Annotated in this window: 12 protein-coding genes; 8 read left to right on the top strand and 4 right to left on the bottom strand. The window is 67.5% G+C overall.

Annotation, left to right across the window (positions count from 1 at the left end):
- Positions 1–494 precede the first annotated feature (494 nt).
- Both CRYAR_RS32160 and CRYAR_RS32155 read left to right on the top strand, forming a co-directional pair.
- Positions 495–2,060, top strand: a complete 1,566-nt coding sequence (locus CRYAR_RS32160) for a sugar transferase (RefSeq protein WP_084701226.1) — start codon at positions 495–497, stop codon at positions 2,058–2,060.
- Between the two features lie 339 nt (positions 2,061–2,399).
- Entirely contained in the window at positions 2,400–3,389 is a 990-nt protein-coding gene (locus CRYAR_RS32155) for a GNAT family N-acetyltransferase (protein ID WP_035856996.1), read from the top strand.
- Positions 3,390–3,470: 81 nt separating this feature from the next.
- On the opposite strand, the gene CRYAR_RS32150 is transcribed toward CRYAR_RS32155, so the two are convergent.
- Positions 3,471–4,844: a sugar transferase gene (locus CRYAR_RS32150; RefSeq protein WP_211247743.1), complete on the bottom strand. Its 1,374-nt coding sequence runs from the start codon at positions 4,842–4,844 to the stop codon at positions 3,471–3,473.
- Positions 4,845–5,212: 368 nt separating this feature from the next.
- Positions 5,213–6,094, bottom strand: a complete 882-nt coding sequence (locus CRYAR_RS47665; RefSeq protein WP_157018244.1) for a GNAT family N-acetyltransferase — start codon at positions 6,092–6,094, stop codon at positions 5,213–5,215.
- 522 nt (positions 6,095–6,616) lie between these two features.
- Between CRYAR_RS47665 and uvrB the strand changes: the two genes are divergently transcribed.
- Together uvrB and CRYAR_RS32140 are read left to right on the top strand one after the other, a co-directional pair.
- A complete protein-coding gene (gene uvrB, locus CRYAR_RS32145) occupies positions 6,617–8,803 on the top strand; it encodes an excinuclease ABC subunit UvrB (RefSeq protein WP_084701222.1) in 2,187 nt (728 codons plus the stop codon).
- Between the two features lie 915 nt (positions 8,804–9,718).
- Positions 9,719–10,924, top strand: a complete 1,206-nt coding sequence (locus CRYAR_RS32140; RefSeq protein WP_084701220.1) for a cellulase family glycosylhydrolase — start codon at positions 9,719–9,721, stop codon at positions 10,922–10,924.
- Between the two features lie 220 nt (positions 10,925–11,144).
- Here CRYAR_RS32140 and CRYAR_RS32135 read toward each other — a convergent pair whose 3' ends face one another.
- Positions 11,145–11,441, bottom strand: coding sequence for an antibiotic biosynthesis monooxygenase (locus CRYAR_RS32135; RefSeq protein ID WP_035856993.1), 297 nt, complete (start codon positions 11,439–11,441; stop codon positions 11,145–11,147).
- Between the two features lie 321 nt (positions 11,442–11,762).
- Here CRYAR_RS32135 and CRYAR_RS32130 point away from each other — a divergent pair, with 321 nt between their 5' ends.
- Together CRYAR_RS32130 and CRYAR_RS32125 are read left to right on the top strand one after the other, a co-directional pair.
- On the top strand, positions 11,763–12,728 hold the full coding sequence (locus CRYAR_RS32130) for a TerC family protein (RefSeq protein ID WP_051571222.1): 966 nt from the start codon (positions 11,763–11,765) through the stop codon (positions 12,726–12,728).
- A gap of 82 nt (positions 12,729–12,810) precedes the next feature.
- Entirely contained in the window at positions 12,811–13,809 is a 999-nt protein-coding gene (locus CRYAR_RS32125) for a TerC family protein (RefSeq protein ID WP_035856992.1), read from the top strand.
- On the opposite strand, the gene CRYAR_RS32120 is transcribed toward CRYAR_RS32125, so the two are convergent.
- A complete protein-coding gene (locus CRYAR_RS32120) occupies positions 13,790–15,307 on the bottom strand; it encodes a PucR family transcriptional regulator (protein ID WP_035856991.1) in 1,518 nt (505 codons plus the stop codon). The genes CRYAR_RS32125 and CRYAR_RS32120 overlap by 20 nt on opposite strands.
- A 77-nt stretch (positions 15,308–15,384) precedes the next feature.
- Between CRYAR_RS32120 and CRYAR_RS32115 the strand changes: the two genes are divergently transcribed.
- Both CRYAR_RS32115 and CRYAR_RS32110 read left to right on the top strand, forming a co-directional pair.
- Complete coding sequence (locus tag CRYAR_RS32115; protein WP_035856990.1) at positions 15,385–15,843, top strand: nucleoside deaminase; 459 nt, start codon at positions 15,385–15,387, stop codon at positions 15,841–15,843.
- Positions 15,836–16,777 carry an isopenicillin N synthase family dioxygenase gene (locus CRYAR_RS32110; protein ID WP_051571221.1) on the top strand — a complete coding sequence of 314 codons (942 nt, stop codon included), beginning with the start codon at positions 15,836–15,838 and terminating at the stop codon, positions 16,775–16,777. Before CRYAR_RS32115 ends, CRYAR_RS32110 begins: the two co-directional genes overlap by 8 nt.
- Positions 16,778–16,787: the final 10 nt, after the last annotated feature.

Here is a 16,787-nt window from a genome sequence, read left to right as displayed (position 1 = left end):
CACGCAGCACCGCTCGGAGCCCTCGAGTGCTCCGAGCCCGCGTGGTCTTCCGGCCCGGGTGAACCGATTCTCAACGGCCCGATTCTCTTTCTGTGAAATGTGACCTGTGCCACCAAATGGGGGTCGAGCATGTCACGCTAGGAGATGGGTGAAATGCCGTCCCATTCCTTATGGGTGCTCGCAAATTGTTCCTGTGGAGGTGTTTTTGCTGGTCAGCAGGGCGGATCGAGCTGATTCGAGAGACTGTCTGATTTGGTTTCGACCGGAATCATTTTCCGGCTCATGTGTATTGGTCCTTATGGTGTTGTCAATGCGGCCGAAGGTATGACCGACGAGGCTTTAAATCAAGCTTCTGCGCCTTAGGCTGAGTGCCGGATCCGGGTGGGGGCATCTGGCTCGGCAATGAGTGGCGTAGAGCGTCACGGTTGCCACGCGTCGTGGGGGTATGTAGGTGTCACATCTGTGGGGCGTATGTAAAGTACGGTGGCAGGCTGATGTCGGTAGGTGAGATTCGGCCGGTGCTGCAAAGTGGCTGTTCGAATGCCGATGTTCAGGCGGCGCTCGCCTCGCTCCCAGCGCCTAGATCGGTGGCGGCCGAGGTGCCGATCGCCGATTTGCAGCAGTTGCGGTCGGACGGGTTCGTCGAAGAACGCGTTCAGGCGTCCCGCTGGCAGCGCCAATACGTCAATCGGGTGGTGGCTGTCGACCTTCAGGTCGGATTGGCTGCCGGCCTCGCGGCCTATCTACTCCGGTTCGGAGAGGTTCCGGCGGTGAACTGGCCTTATCTGGTCGCCGCGATCGCCCTGTCCGCTGGATGGTGCGTTGCCCTGCTGATGGGCCGGGCGTACGAGACGCGCTTTCTTTTTGCGGGTGGTGAAGAGTACCGTCGGGTGCTCAATTCGGCCATCTTTCTCACTGCGTTCATCGCCATCCTGGCTTACTGCACGAACACCGCGTTTGCTCGCGGCTACGTGTTGCTTTCGATGCCACTGCTGCTCAGCTTGGATCTCGGCGCCCGCCATTTGCTGCGCATGGCGCTCACGCGGCAGCGTCGGCGGGGGCTCTGCATGCACCGCGCGGTGGTCCTCGGGACCAGTCGGCAGGTGCAGGTCTTCGCCCAGCAACTCAGGCGGGAGCCATACCACGGCATGAGCGTGGTCGGCTGCTGTTTGCCGGTGGGGGTGGCTGTCGGCGACTCGGACGTGGTGGACGTTCCGGTCTACGGTGCGTTCGACGATGTGCTCCGGGCGATCATCGATGCGGACGCGGACACACTGATCGTGCTGCCGTCACCCGACATCGACCCGGCGGCGATGCGTGCGTTGTCCTGGGATCTGGAAGGCACCGGTGTCGATCTCATCCTCGCCAATGCGTTGCTCGACGTCACCGGCCCGCGGACGAGTATCCGGCCGGTGGACGGCCTGCCGCTGCTCCATGTCGAGCCGGCGTCGCTGACCGGAGCGCGGCGCGTGGTGAAGCGGATCTTCGACGTCGTCGTCTCGGGTCTGCTGCTGGTGTGCGCATCGCCGATGCTTTTGGCGGTGGCCCTGGCGGTGCGGCTCAGCAGTAAGGGGCCGGCGCTTTTCATGCAGACGAGGGTCGGGAAGGACGGCCGGGAGTTCCGGCTCTACAAATTCCGCTCGATGTACCTCGACGCGGAAGAGCGCCTAGCCGAGCTGCAGCACCAGAACGAGCACAACGGCATCCTGTTCAAGATCAGGGACGACCCCCGTGTGACGAAACTCGGCAAGCATCTCCGTCGGTTCTCAATCGACGAATTGCCGCAGCTGATCAACGTCCTCAAGGGCGACATGAGCCTGGTGGGCCCGCGGCCGCCGCTGCCGCGCGAAGTGGCCCAGTACGCACACGACGTGCGCCGACGGCTGGCGGTGATCCCCGGACTGACCGGACTCTGGCAGGTCAGCGGTCGATCGAACCTGTCGTGGGAGGACTCGGTTCGGCTGGATCTGCGGTACGTGGAGAACTGGTCGCTCAGCTTCGATCTGGTCATTTTGCTGCGGACGTTTGTGGCCGTCGTTCGATCGTCCGGAGCGTACTGAGACGGTGTTTCGTCGGCGTCGGCTATTTAGCGGAGCGTCCGGCCAGCGGCGCTGCGAGCCGTGGAATTCGGGGTGACTACCGCCGGCGGTAAGGGGGCGGCGTCGTCTCCGCAGATGCGGTATTTTCTGGCGGAAGATTTGTGCTTCAGATTGTCGGGAGTTGCTCTCGCGGTCAATTCGAGTAGTTGATCATTGGGATTCGGGTGGGCTTTGCGCTGCGACAAAACGGCGGATCGCTCGGTTCCGGGTGATGCCGGAGCAGCGGCCCACGAGCTCAGCCGCTCCTCGGAGCGTGCGCACCCGCTCCGGCCTACGGGTTCTCCCGAGCGGAAGTGAGGAATGATGTCGTCCGGCGTCCGGCTCCATCCGACCGAGGACAGGGACTTCTGGGGGCGCTTCGTAGCCGACCACCCGGGAAGCACGGCCTTCTCCGATTGGGAGTGGCTCGACTTCCAAGCTGATCTGCTCGGGGTGCGTATCGAGCGGTTCGTGATCGCAGCCGGCGGCCGGCCGGTCGGGGTGTTCGCCGCGCCGCGTCGATCGGCCCGGTCGCTCGTCTCCGGTGTTCTGCCGTTTCCGTTCGTCGGTCCGCTCGTCGCGCCGGAGCTGTTGTCCGCCACGATCGCGGCGTTCCGTCACTGGCAATTGAAATCGGGACTGCTCGTCGCGCGATTCGACCTGGGACCCGCCGATGTCGGGAGCGATACCGCGGACTTGCTGCGTGCCGCGCACCTGGAGGTGCGCGAAGATGCGACGGTCATCGTCGACATGGCGCATGGCTCCGTGCAGAAGCTTCGCGAGGCCTACACGAAGTCACGGCGCGCAAAGGTCCGGCGGGCCGCTCGCGAAGGGGTCACGGTCCGACTGGCACGCCCTGGTGAGTTCGCCGAACTCGTGCCCCATCTGCTGCACGAAACCTACGGGGCCCGCGAACAGCCGTCGCCCTATCCCGCGGACGTCGGAACCCGGTTCGAGCAGTGGGCCGCCGGACGCGAGTGGGTCACGACGTGGGTCGTGACGGTGGGCGACGAATTGGCCGGAACGCAAGTGATGCTCGGCAGGCACCCGACGGCCATCGCCTGGGTGGGCGGATGCCTGCGCCGGTTCCGCGCCTCCGCGCCCGACGTGCTGCTCTGCGACGGCATGCTCGAAGGCGCCGTCGAGCGGGGCCACACCGCGGTGGACTTCAGCGGGTGGGTCGACGACGGGATCGGGAGCTACAAACTGGCATTCGGTGGCCAGCGCTACGACTACCTCGGTGTGCAGTCCTTCGTTCCCACGATCGCCCGAAGCGGTATGCGTCGCGCCATCGCGCTGATTCGCCGCTGACGTCGCGTCGGGAGATCCGTCCCGATGCCCGAGATCGTGTCACAGCGCTACGGCGATCCCGGGCATCGGCGTTGCTGGTGGTCAATAGGCTCCGGACGATCGGATCACAGCGATGAATGTGCGCAGCAGGATCACGAGGTCGAGGCCGAGCGACCAGTTCTCCACATAGCGCAGATCCAACCGGACCGAGTCGTCCCACGACAGGTTGGAGCGTCCGCTGACCTGCCAGAGTCCGGTCAGTCCGGGGATCACCGCCAGTCGGCGACGCACGTCGTGTGCGTACTGGGCCACTTCGCGCGGCAGCGGTGGCCGCGGGCCCACCAGACTCATGTCGCCCCGGACGACGTTGAACAGCTGGGGGAGTTCGTCGATAGAGAAACGCCGCAGGTACTTGCCCACGGGCGTGACCCGAGGGTCGTTCTTGATCTTGAACAGGATGCCGTTGTGCTCGTTCCGGTCCTGGAGTTCCGCGAGTCGCTGCTCCGCGTCGATGTACATCGAACGGAACTTGAACAGCCGAAACTCCTTGGCGTCCTTTCCCACTCGAGTCTGCACGAACAGAGCGGGTCCGTTGCTGCTGAGCCGAACCACCAGGGCGACCGCGGCCAGAAGAGGAGAGAGGAACAGCAACAGAAGCGAGGCGAGGACCACGTCGAGCGCCCGCTTCAACACGCGCCGGGCCCCGGTCAGCGCGGCCGGCTCGACGTGCAGCAACGACAGGCCGTCCACCGGCCTGATGCTCGTTCGCGGCCCGGTGATGTCGAGTACGGCGTTTGCCAGCAGCAGGTCGACTCCGGTGCCCTCGAGCTTCCAGGACAGCGAGCGCATCGCCGCCGGGTCCATGTCCGGTGAGGGCAGGACGATCAGCGTGTCCGCGTCCGATTGGAGAATCGCCCACACCACGTCGTCGAACGAGCCGTGCACGGGCACTTCGAGGTTGACGTCGACGGGGACGGAAGCGCCGATGATCTCGTCAGCCGGGAGGCAACACCCGACGACGTGCATTCCGTGAAGCGGCTCCCGCCGGAGCTGCCGCGCGAATGCCTGTACCTGGCGACTGTTGCCGATGACGACGGCACGGTGCATGCATTCGCCGTTGCTCCGCCGACTGGTGAGGGTGACACGCATCGCGTAGCGAACGGCGAGGCCCAAACCGAGCAGCAGCGGCATGGACATCAGCACGAATCCCTGCGAGCCGGCGTCTCGGGTGCCGTACACGACGAGTGCGATCGTCGCGGTGAGGAACACCGCGGCATTCAGGACCCGGCGGTATTCCTCGCTACCGGCGAAGAGAAATCGGGTCTCGTACGCCCGACTCATCAGCAATGAGACGGCCCAGGCGAGCGGAAGCGCGACGACAGCGGCCAAGTAGGGCCGGTCGACCGTCGGTACGTGCCGGAAGTGTACGAAGTAGGCGGCCGATCCGGCCACCAGGGCGGCCGCCGCATCGACCACCACCAGACGCGAGACGTACCGTTGCTGCCATCGGGAGGCTTGGACGCGGGCCGACCCGGCCGGGCCGGAGTCCAACGGGTCGAATTCGACGCTCGGAACGCCTTCTAGCCGACCGGGAAGCATGTCCGACGACTGCTGCGGCGGCCCCAGAATGACCGCCGCGCGCTCCCCATTAGGCGCATGAGTGCGCAAGGCGGGTTCCTGACTTCTGCTCGTCGTCATCCGCAGACGCCCCCCACGAACGTGCCAAAGCAAGGCATGACTGAATTGCCCCCCATGTTGCGCCGCTTCAGCGCAACTCTCACATTTTCGGCTCGGTCGCCACCGGCCGCCGGTTTCTGAATTAGCGCGCCGGGGCGCCTAATTTTTCAGATGAAAGGACCGCGGGTGTCACGAAATAGCCCACGGCGCACGGGCCCGAGAACCCGCGCCGCGCGCGACAGCAGCGCTCCGGGGCTCCGCCGCCGTCGATGCCAACTCGTGAAGGTACCGACCGTCGAGTACCCCATACTGCGATAGAGGCTCTCGCCCTCCACGGTTGCTTGAAGTACTGCAGGTAGCGCGGGATCAGCGAAAGTCGCACACCAAGTCATCGCCGCTCCGTAGCCTTTTCGTCGAGCGCTCGGAAGGACCGCGGTGTTGAAAACTCCTACGTAGCCGTGCGCGACGAAGGCGGTCACGCAGGCGACCGGATGGCCGTTCTCCCAGCCCACCCAGAACTTGCATTTCGGGTCCCGAACGATTCTCTGGTCGAAGAGGATTCCTCGTCGGTGAGGCCGGTACTCGGCGAGCGAAAAGCTCTCGATGAACACTTTCTCGAACGCGGCCACTCCGTCGGCATCGTCGACGCACCGGATGATCAGGGCCTCTGGCGATTCCGGCGGCCGACCGGCGGCAGGTCGCAGCATGACCGGAAGGCGATCTCTGATTCGGTAGCCGTGCCCGGTCAGGTCGAGATCCGGCCAGTAACTATTGATCGAGAACTCGCGGCGTCGGTTGTCGCCGATCGTGAAATACTTGTCGATTTGATCCAGCGCCGGCCCGAGTGCTGAATCGCCGAGCGGGCGGGTGACGGTGGCGTTGTTGAAGAAGGAACCGCTCCGATCGGCCCGACTCGCGGCTGCTCCCAGCTGCGGCCATTTTTCCGAGTCGTGGCCGAGGGCGGAGCACAGGTGTTCCCAGTAGTCAGTTTCGAGTGCGGATACGGCAGTGGCGAAGTGCTCGCCCGTACGCGCTCTTCCGGCCTGCATTCCAGCACTCCAGATTTTCTACGAAAGGCACGGGTTGGTAGGCTCGGATTCGTCAATCCGATGAAGGTCGGATCGCGCGCGGCCTCGCGTCGCGGGGATCATACCTGAATTACTAACCCGCGTGGGTACCTGGCTGATTACCGACGAACACTCCAGGTAGCATTGCATCCGTGCCGACCACCCGTTTCTTTGTTTCACCCACGGGGATGTTTTCTAACGGGCGAATTAATTGTTCACGGATCGGCTCGGCCCGATTCGGAAGTACCGTGCACATTCTGCCCCGGCGCTTGGCGGAACGAGTCGAAACAGGAGCTCGGTTCGCATTCTGCGAGAAGTGGCCAGCCGCGGCGGTCGCGACGTCTCGGGTTCTGTTCGGAGGAGCCACGGTCGCCGCACCACTGGTGGCCGTCGTCTTGATCCGCGGTGCGCGGTCCGATCATCGCGGGAAATCGGTGCCGACCGCCTCGGTGACCGGCCCAGCGGCGGCCGCGTTCTGTCGGACCCCCGACGTACCGTTGAAACATGAGCCCGTCAGCCCGCCCCTCCGCCGGTCCGAACGCGCCCGAAGGTCTGCGTGACGACACCGTCGCCCATGGCGCGACCACGGCCATCGTCCGGCGTCCCGGCCGGTTCGAGGTGGTCAGCGAGTACGACCCGGCCGGTGACCAGCCGGCCGCGATCGACGAGCTCGAGCGTCGCGTCAAGGCCGGTGAGAACGACGTCGTGCTGCTCGGCGCCACCGGTACCGGTAAGTCGGCGACCACGGCGTGGCTGATCGAGCGGCTCCAGCGGCCGGCGCTGGTGATCGCGCCGAACAAGACGCTCGCCGCGCAGCTGGCGAATGAGTTCCGGGAACTGTTGCCGAACAACGCGGTCGAGTACTTCGTCTCGTACTACGACTACTACCAGCCCGAGGCGTACGTCCCGCAGACCGATACGTACATCGAGAAGGACTCCTCGATCAACGAGGAAGTCGAGCGGCTGCGGCACTCGGCCACCATGTCGCTGCTGACCCGGCGCGACACGATCGTGGTCGCGACCGTGTCCTGCATCTACGGCCTCGGAACCCCGCAGGAGTACATCGACCGGTCGATCCCGCTCAAGGTCGGGCAGGAGATCGAGCGCGAGAAGCTGCTCCGCTGGCTCGTCGACGTGCAGTACACGCGCAACGACCTGAACTTCACCCGGGGCACGTTCCGCGTCCGCGGTGACACGGTCGAGGTCATCCCGGCGTACGACGAACTCGCCGTCCGCATCGAGATGTTCGGCGACGAGATCGAGAAGCTCTACCACCTCAACCCGCTCACCGGCGAGGTCGTCAACGAGGAGACCGAGCTGCACGTCTTCCCGGCCACGCACTACGTGGCCGGCCCGGAGCGGATGGAACGGGCGATCCGCGGCATCGAGGCCGAGCTGGAGGAGCGGCTCGCCGAGCTGGAGCGTCAGAACAAGCTGCTCGAGGCCCAGCGGCTGCGGATGCGCACCGCCTACGACATCGAGATGATGCGCCAGGTCGGCTTCTGCTCCGGCATCGAGAACTACTCCCGCCACATGGACGGCCGCGAGCCCGGCTCGCCGGGTTTCTGCCTGATCGACTACTTCCCCGAGGACTTCCTGCTCGTCATCGACGAGTCGCACGGCACCGTGCCGCAGATCGGCGGCATGTACGAGGGCGACATGTCACGCAAGCGGACGCTCGTCGACTTCGGGTTCCGGCTGCCCAGCGCCATGGACAACCGCCCGCTGCGCTGGGAGGAATTCCAGGACCGGGTGGGGCAGACGGTCTATCTCTCGGCGACGCCCGGAAAGTACGAGATGGGCCGGGCGAAAGGTGAGTTCGTCGAGCAGATCATTCGGCCGACCGGCCTGATCGATCCGGAGGTGCTGGTCAAACCCACCAAGGGCCAGATCGACGACCTGGTGCACGAGATCCGGCTGCGTGCCGAGCGCGACGAGCGGGTGCTCGTCACCACGCTGACCAAGAAGATGGCCGAGGACCTCACCGACTACCTGCTCGAGCTCGGCATCCGGGTGCGCTACCTGCACTCCGAGGTCGACACGCTGCGCCGCGTCGAGCTGCTGCGCGAACTGCGCAAGGGCGATTTCGACGTGCTGGTCGGCATCAACCTGCTGCGTGAAGGGCTCGACCTGCCCGAGGTCAGCCTGGTGTCCATCCTGGATGCCGACAAGGAAGGGTTTCTGCGCAGCGAGACCTCGCTCGTGCAGACGATCGGCCGGGCCGCCCGTAATGTCTCCGGGCAGGTGCACATGTACGCCGACCAGATCACGCCGTCGATGAGCCGGGCGATCGAAGAGACCAACCGGCGCCGCGAGAAGCAGATCGCGTACAACACCGAGCGGGGTGTGGATCCGCAGCCGCTGCGCAAGAAGATCGTCGACATCCTCGACGACATCTACCGCGAGGCCGCCGAGAACGAATCCGGCGAGCTGATCGGTGGGTCCGGCCGGCAGCAGTCGCGGGGCAAGTCGCCGGTGCCGGGGCTGAAGTCGAAGTCGACCACGGTCGGTGTCGGGGCACACCGCGAAGGGATGGCGCGAGCCGAGCTCGCCGACCTCATCCAGCAGCTCAACGACCAGATGCTGGCCGCCGCGCGCGAGCTGCAGTTCGAGCTGGCGGCCCGCCTCCGCGACGAGATCGGCGAACTCAAGAAGGAACTACGCGGCATGGACGCCGCCGGCGTTTCTTAGTGGGCGGCCCGTCCAGGACGACGCTGCCGAGCCGGCGCGAGGTCTTGAGTATCAGTTATACGAGGCGACCTCGCGCCGGATCGGCAGCGCCGCCCTGGACGGGCTCCAGGTTCAAGCTGCTCGCGCCTGGCGGCGCTCGACGTGCCCCTACGGCTATTCGAGACGCAGGACAGGCGCGCCGTGGAGCGATGGGGATGCCGGGTCGGGCGGCTCGGCGCCGACTCGCCGCTCGCGGGCACCGTGGCGCCCTGGGCGGGCGGCTCGGGAGGCCCGGGCGGGTGGGCGCCGACGTGCAACTCGCGGGAGTGATGGACGCCGGTGGACGCTGAGGCGCTCCTCGTGGAGCGGTGGCGGCGCTCGACGAGCAGATTGCGAAGCGATGGGAAAGCTTGCGGGGCCGGTGGGGCCCTGGGCGGCTCGGCGGGTGGGCGCTGGCGTGCGGCTCGCGGAAGGGCGGGGCCACGGGGTGTGCGGTTCAGGTGGGCGGTCGCCGACACGAAGCTCGCGGGAGTGATGGGGCTCGGCCGGGTGGCGCTGATGCGCCCCTCGCAGAGCGACGGCGGGCTTCAGGACGAGGCGGCTCGGGCTGGGGGTGCTGAACACGCAGCTCGCGGAGCGCTGACGCCCAGGGGTGGGTGGCTCGGGCGCTGATGCGTTGCTTGCGCGGAGAGGTGTGCCTCGGGATGTGCGGCTCGGCCTCCCGGCCCTGAACACCCAGCTCGCGGAGCGCTGACGCTCCAAAGCGGGCCAGCTCACCCCACCCCCGACACGGGGGTCGCGGGAGTGGGGAGGGAGCGGGGGTGGGCGGGTCGGGTGGCGCTACCGAGTGGCACCTGCACGACACTTAGCGCGTGACCGTGCGCCTCCGATGAGACAGCCGTCAGAACACGGATTGTTCTCCCGGAGGTAAAGACGATGGATCGTCGTAAATTGCTCGGTGCCGCTGCGATCGCCGTCCCCGCCATCGCGGGAGCCGCACTCCTCAGCGACCTGGACCTCGGTCCCGACCCGCGGTCGGAGAGCGCCGAGAGCTTCGCCGGCCAGGCGGAGGAGGTCTCGGGTGACGCCGCGACGACTCAGAACCCGGCCCCGCCGGTCGTCGGTGTCCAGTTCCACGGCACCTGGGACATGTACTGGAACGGCACGACGCCGAACGCGATGTTCTTCAAGCACCTCGACACGCTCGCCGCGAACGGGGTCCAGGTCCTCCGGCTCGACGTCGGCTGGTCGTCCGCGCAGCCCACGAACGTGGCCCCGACCGCGAGCCAGTGGTACCACCAGCGCGTCAACACCGTGCTCGACCAGGCCCGCTCCCGCGGCATGCAGGTGTTCGTGACGATCCACCAGTCGCCGGCGTGGTCGCGTCCGAACACCGGCAGCGAGGTGAAGCAGTACCCGACCGACCCGAACTCGATCAAGCCATGGCTGACGTTCTTCGCCTCCACCTACGGGTCGAAGATCATGGCGATCGAGGTCTGGAACGAGCCGAACCTGGCCGAGTTCTGCGGCATCTCCGACGCCTACCAGCGCGCGGTGAAGTACGTGCCGATCCTCAAGGCGTCGTACGCGGCGATCAAGGCCGGCCGCTCCTCGATGCCGGTGATCTTCGCCGGGCCGAGCCAGACCGACGACGTCTTCATCAAGGACTGCTACACCAACGGTGCCAAGGGCAACTTCGACATCATGGGTGTCCACCCCTACCAGGGCAACCAGATGAAGGCGCCGGAGTCGACCGACATCACCGGCAAGGCCCGGATGACGAACATGCCCGCGATCATCAACCTGATGGCGGCCAACGGCGATGCCGCGAAGCCGATCTGGTGGACCGAGTTCGGCTTCAGCGTGCACTCGAACGACGCGGTGCCGGCCGGGCAGGTCTGGCTCAACGGGGTGCCCGACGAGCAGACCGCCGCGTCCTACATCTCCCGCTCCTACTACCTCGCCTGGCAGCAGTGGCCGCAGGTGAAGCTCGCGGTGACCTACTGCGGGTACAAAACGCCCTCCGACAGCCTCGGGCACCAGTACGGCTTCCGCATCATGGAGCCCGACGGCACGGCGAAGCCGCAGCTCGCGGCCCTCTCGAGCATCCGCCAGGCGTTCGGCTCCCTGCAGAAGCTCTGACCAGGGCACCACGACGGCCGGCCACTGACCCCCAGCGGCCGGCCGTCGTGCTTCGCCACGACACCGGCCGTCGTGCTTCGCCACGACACCGGCCGTCGTGCTTCGCCACGACACCGGCCGTCGTGCTTCGCCACGACACCGGCCGTCGTGCCTCGCCACGACACCGGCGTCGTGTCACGCCGACACCGGCGTCGTGACTCGCCACGACACCGGCGTCGTGTTACGACGCCGGTACGTCCACGAAGTGCTCCACGCGGGGTGGCGCGGCGAAGAACGGGCCGATCAGGCCTCGCCAGCGGCCGTACCGGTCGGTGGCGCGGAAGTTCTGCTCGTGCGCCTCGACCGAGTCCCACTCCACCAGGAGCACGAACCGGCTCGGCGTCTCGACGCCCTGGGTCATCCGGACCGATCGGCACCCCTCCGCGCCGCTCAGTTCGGTGACGGCTTCGCGGTACGCGTCGGCGAACCCGCCCTCGCGGCCGGGGGTGACATCGATGAGAGCTACTTCCAGCACCATGGTCCGAGCCTCCCACAGCGTCGGAATCACGACAGAAGCATCACGCTCCGTGCACGTACGCTGGAAGCAACACGCGGGCTGCAAGACTCATACGTGAATAACCCGTCACTTAGGTGAGGTGTCACATCACTCACCGGCCCTCGCTTGGCCGGAGACGGGAAAGGCCCTTACTATGGGGAACCGACGAGGGGAGTAGCCCCGCGGTTAACCCGGTCAATACGGCGAGTGCGAAAGCACGGACCCCGGGCACCGGCCCGCTCTGCGTAGCGGGTGGCGAGACCTCGGACACGTAATGAATGCTGCGCGTGATCCGGGGGCGTAATGTCCGTTTCTTTGTGGGTGTGGGCCGCGACCATCGCTGGCCTGGCCATCATCGTCGCCATCGACATCTGGCACGCCAGACGTCCGCACCACGTGGGCTTCAAGGAAGCCACCACCTGGTCGGTCATCTACATCGCGCTGGCGATCCTCTTCGGTATCGGCGTGATGATCTTCGGCGGAGCCGAACCCGGGACGGAATTCTTCGCCGGCTGGCTGATCGAGAAGAGCCTCTCGGTCGACAACCTCTTCGTCTTCGCGGTGATCCTCGGGACGTTCGGCGTTCCCGACAAGCACCAGCAGAAGGTGCTGCTGATCGGCATCATCGGTGCGCTGATCATGCGGGCGATCTTCATCGCGGTCGGCGCCGCGGCCATCCAGCGCTTCGCGGTCACGTTCGTCGTGTTCGGTGCGTTCCTGATCTACACCGCGATCAAGCTGGTGCGCTCGCACGGTGAGCAGCCGGACGTCGGGAACAGCCGGGCCGTGAAGTTGCTCCGGCGCCTCATCCCGGTCACCGAGGACTACCCCGACAGCAGCGCGCTCACGGTCAAGCGGGACGGCAAGCGCCTGGCGACGCCGCTGCTCGTCGTCGTGGTCACGATTCTCTCGGTCGACCTGGTCTTCGCGCTCGACTCGATCCCGGCGGTCTTCGGCGTCACCGAGAGCGCGTACATCGTCTTCACCGCGAACGCGTTCGCGCTGCTGGGCCTGCGCGCCCTCTACTTCCTGCTGATCGGCCTGCTCGACCGGCTGGTGCACCTGCACTACGGCCTGGCGTTCGTGCTGGCCTTCATCGGCGTCAAGCTGATCCTCCACTACGCGCACACCGTCTGGCCGGCGGTGCCCGACATCCCCACCGCGCTCTCGCTGGCGGTCGTGATCGTCACGCTGGCCATCACCACGTTCACCAGCCTTCGGGCCACGCGAAAAGCGAACAACAACGAAGTGACGGCGGACCGTGGCTAAATCAGGCATTCAGCGACGGACGGCGATGCCGTTGTCGCACCATGTAACTCGGCGCGGGTCGGACTCGAGGAAGGCCTGACCGGTGGACATACCTGTCTGGGTGGAGTGGAGCGTGCTGGGCGCGCTCGTCGTCCTGCTCGCGTTCGACGTGTGGGTGATCGGCCGGCGGCCGCACGAGCCCTCGACGCGCGAGAGCACGATGGGCGTCATCGGCTACGTCGCGTTGGCGTTGATCTTCGGTCTCGGCATCCTCTGGCTGGCCGGCGGACGCTACGCCGGTGAGTTCTACGCCGGCTGGCTGACCGAGTACAGCCTGTCGGTCGACAACCTGTTCGTGTTCCTGGTGATCATGAGCCGGTTCAAGGTTCCCCGGGTCTTCCAGCAGAAGGTGCTGCTGATCGGCATCGTGCTCGCGCTGGTGCTGCGCGGCATCTTCATCGCGGCCGGCGCGGCCGCGATCGAGCGCTTCATCTGGGTGTTCTTCCTGTTCGGCGCTTTCCTGCTCTACACGGCGTGGAACCTGGCCTTCCACCACGAGGAGGAAGAGGACTTCAAGGAGAACGTGCTGATCCGGTGGTCGCGCCGGGTGCTGCCGATCTCCAAGGACTTCGGCGACGGCAAGCTGCGCACGCACGAGAACGGCAAGCGGATCTGGACGCCGATGGTCGTGGTGCTCATCGCGATCGGCACCACCGATCTGCTGTTCGCGTTCGACTCGATCCCGGCCATCTTCGGCCTCACCCGCGAGCCGTTCCTGATCTTCACCGCGAACGTGTTCGCGCTGATGGGTCTGCGTCAGCTGTACTTCCTGCTCGGCGGCCTGCTCGACCGGCTCGTCTACCTCTCGATCGGCCTCTCGTTCATCCTCGCGTTCATCGGCGTGAAGCTGATCCTCGAGGCGCTGCACGAGAACTCGCTGCCGTTCATCAACGGCGGCCACGAGATCGAGTGGGTGCCGGAGGTGCCGATCTGGCTCTCGCTCGTCGTCATCATCGGCACGTTGGCCGTGACGACGCTCGCGAGCCTGTGGAAGTCGCGCCGCACGGCCCCGGAGAAGGAGCTCAGCGCGACCTCGTCGTGACCAGCAGGCAGGCTGCGAGGAGCGCCGGGTAGAGCGCGGGGTCGGCCGGAGGGTGTCCCAGCAGCGTCTCGATGCGCTCCAGCCGCTGGTAGAGCGACTGGCGCCGGAGGTGGAGCACGGCGGCGGTACGGGTGACGCTCGCGCCGTGCCGGAGGTAGAGCTCCAGGGTCCGCACCAGCTCGGTGTGGTGCTGGGCGTCCCAGGCCACCAGCGGGCCGATGGTCCGCTCGACGAAGGCGTCCGTCCCGCCGCCCCGGCGCAGCTCCAGTTCGAGGGCCAGCGTGCGAGCCGGCACCACCGTCGGCCGGGTTCCACCGCGCCGGGCGCCGGTCAGCGCCAGAGCCAGCGCGGCCCGCGAGTTCTCCAGCGAGGCCGCCCAGTCCGGTGTGCTCGTCGCCGGAACCGGATATCCGATCGCCACCGTGATCTGCGGGGCCCCGGACCGGTGGCCCGCCTCCACGAACGCTTTCTCCACCGCGCCCACGGTGTCGGCCACCACCAGGGCCAGCACCGACTCCCGGACGCGGGCCCGCAGCGCGGAGGTGCCCAGCAGCCGGGCGGCCTGGTCGATCAGCGTCACCGCGGGCCGGGTCTCCGGGGCGTCCACGGCGACGCCGACGAGCATCCGCCCCGGCGGTGGGCGGAATCCGGCGAGCCCGGTGCGGACCGCCGCCTCGGCCGGGGCCAGCGCACCGGCGGCGACCAGGTCGGCCAGGAGCGCGGCGGCGTGCCGCTCCCGTTCGGTCGGCGGGTCGCCGGTGCGGAGGATCTCCACCGCCAGCGCGGTCGCGGTGCGCTCGATCGTCGCGGCGAGGTCCTCGGCCGGTAACGCGGACCCGGCTCCGGCGACCAGCCGCCCCCAGGCCCGGCCGTGCACGATCACTTCCGCGTCGGCCGCGGCCGCGTCGACGGTGGCCCAGGCCGCGTGGTCGTCCGGAACTCCGTACGAGGCCACCAGTGCACCGCTCGCGGTGGTCAGCACCACCGGGGCTCCGGTGACGTCGACCGCGGTGCGCAGCAGCCCGGCGATACCCGCCCCGGAGATCAAGGCGTCGTTGAGCGCCCGCGTGACCCGGTCGCCCAGCCGCAGCCGCCGAGCCGCCTCGTCGACGATCGCGGTGTTGGCGGCCTCGCACATCCGGATGAACGGCACCACCGCACGCAGCACGATCAGCGGCAGCCCCTGCCGCGTCGCCTCGTCGATGAGCTCGGCCGGCACGTCGGGGAAGCTGCGGCCGAGCTCGACCGCGAGCCCGCTCACGCCTCGTTCGGCCAGGTCGCGGACGTAGTGGCGGCGCGCGCCGGCATCGCTGCCGGCCAGCCCGAGGCCGGTGGTGAGCAGTAGCTCGCCGCCGGAGAGCAGCGGGCCGATCTCGTAGATCTCGCTCGAGTGCACCCAGCGCACCGGCCGGTCGAGCGCGCGGTGGCCGGCCAGCACCTCCGGACGGGCGTCGCGCACCGCGTCGAACTGCAGCAACTCGGCGAGCGTCAAGGACATTCTGTCAGTCAAGCACCCGATCGGTGTGGACGCGGCGTCAGTTGTATACCGCACCTGACCCGGCGCAGAGTGTGGGCATGACGACGCTGGATCCTTCCACGCTCCTCGCCGCGGCGGTCGAGGAAGCCCGCGCCGGGCTGGCCGAGGGCGGCGTCCCGATCGGGGCGGCGCTGTTCACCACCGACGGCACGCTGCTCGGGCGGGGCCACAACCGCCGGGTGCAGGACGGTGACCCGTCGCTGCACGCGGAGACGGCCGCGTTCCGCGACGCCGGCCGGCGCCCCACCTACTTCGACACGATCATGGTCACCACGCTCTCGCCCTGCTGGTACTGCTCCGGCCTGGTCCGTCAGTTCGGGATCGGGCACGTGGTGATCGGGGAGGCGGTGACGTTCTCCGGCGGCCACGACTGGCTCGCCGAGCACGGCGTCACGGTCACGCTGCTCGAGGACCCCGAGTGCGTCGGTTTGATGACCGACTTCATCAAGAACCGGCCGGAACTGTGGGCCGAGGACATCGGAGCCGAAGTTGACTGAGCCCGTACCTTCCATCGACCTCACCGGGGACCGGAAAACCGTCGCCGCCCAGGTCGACGCGGCCCTGCAGCGCTCCGGGTTCATGCTGGTCACCGGCCACGGCGTCGCGCCAGAGCTGCGTGCGGCGACCCGCGCCGCCGCCCGGGCGTTCTTCGCGCTCCCGGCCGACGTCAAGCATCGGTACGCCGCCATCGTCGGCGGCCGCGGCTGGCTGCCGACCGGCGTCGAGGCCAACGGCTACGCCGAGGGCACCGAGACCCCACCGGACCTGAAGGAGACGTTCGCGATCGGCGCCGACACCCCGGTCGGCGACCCGGACGTCGACGAGGCGTGGTTCCAGCCGAACGTCTGGCCGGACGAGGGGCCCGCCCTGAAGCGGACCCTGACCGAGTACCAGGCCGCGATGCGGACGCTCGCCGACCAGCTGCTGGAACTCTGCGCGGAGGCGCTCGGCCTGCCGACGGCGTTCTTCGCCCCGACGACCGACCACCCCACCTGGACGCTGAACATCAACTGGTACCCCCCGATGGGTGTCGTCGGCGAACCCGAGGAGGGGCAGTACCGGATCGGCCCGCACACCGACTTCGGCACGCTGACGCTGCTCGACCGCGAGTACGGCAGCGGCGGGCTGCAGGTCTACACCGCCGACGGGGAGTGGGTCGACGCGCCCTACGACCCGGACGCGTTCACGATAAACGTCGGTGACCTGCTCGCGCGCTGGACCGGGGACCGCTGGCTCTCCGCCCGCCACCGCGTCCTGCCGCCGCAGGCCGACGCCCCCGACGAGGACCTCGTGTCGCTCGTCTACTTCTACGAGGCCAACCACGACGCGGTGGTGGAGGCGCTGGAGCCTCCCATCGGGCGCGTAGCGCACCCTCCGGTCGTTTCGGGGGACTTCATCCGCGAACGCTTAGACGCCATCACGATCGGCTGAGGAGAACCCC

Source organism: Cryptosporangium arvum DSM 44712 (assembly GCF_000585375.1).
Lineage (GTDB): Bacteria > Actinomycetota > Actinomycetes > Mycobacteriales > Cryptosporangiaceae > Cryptosporangium > Cryptosporangium arvum.
This window is presented reverse-complemented; position numbering and strand designations above follow the sequence as displayed.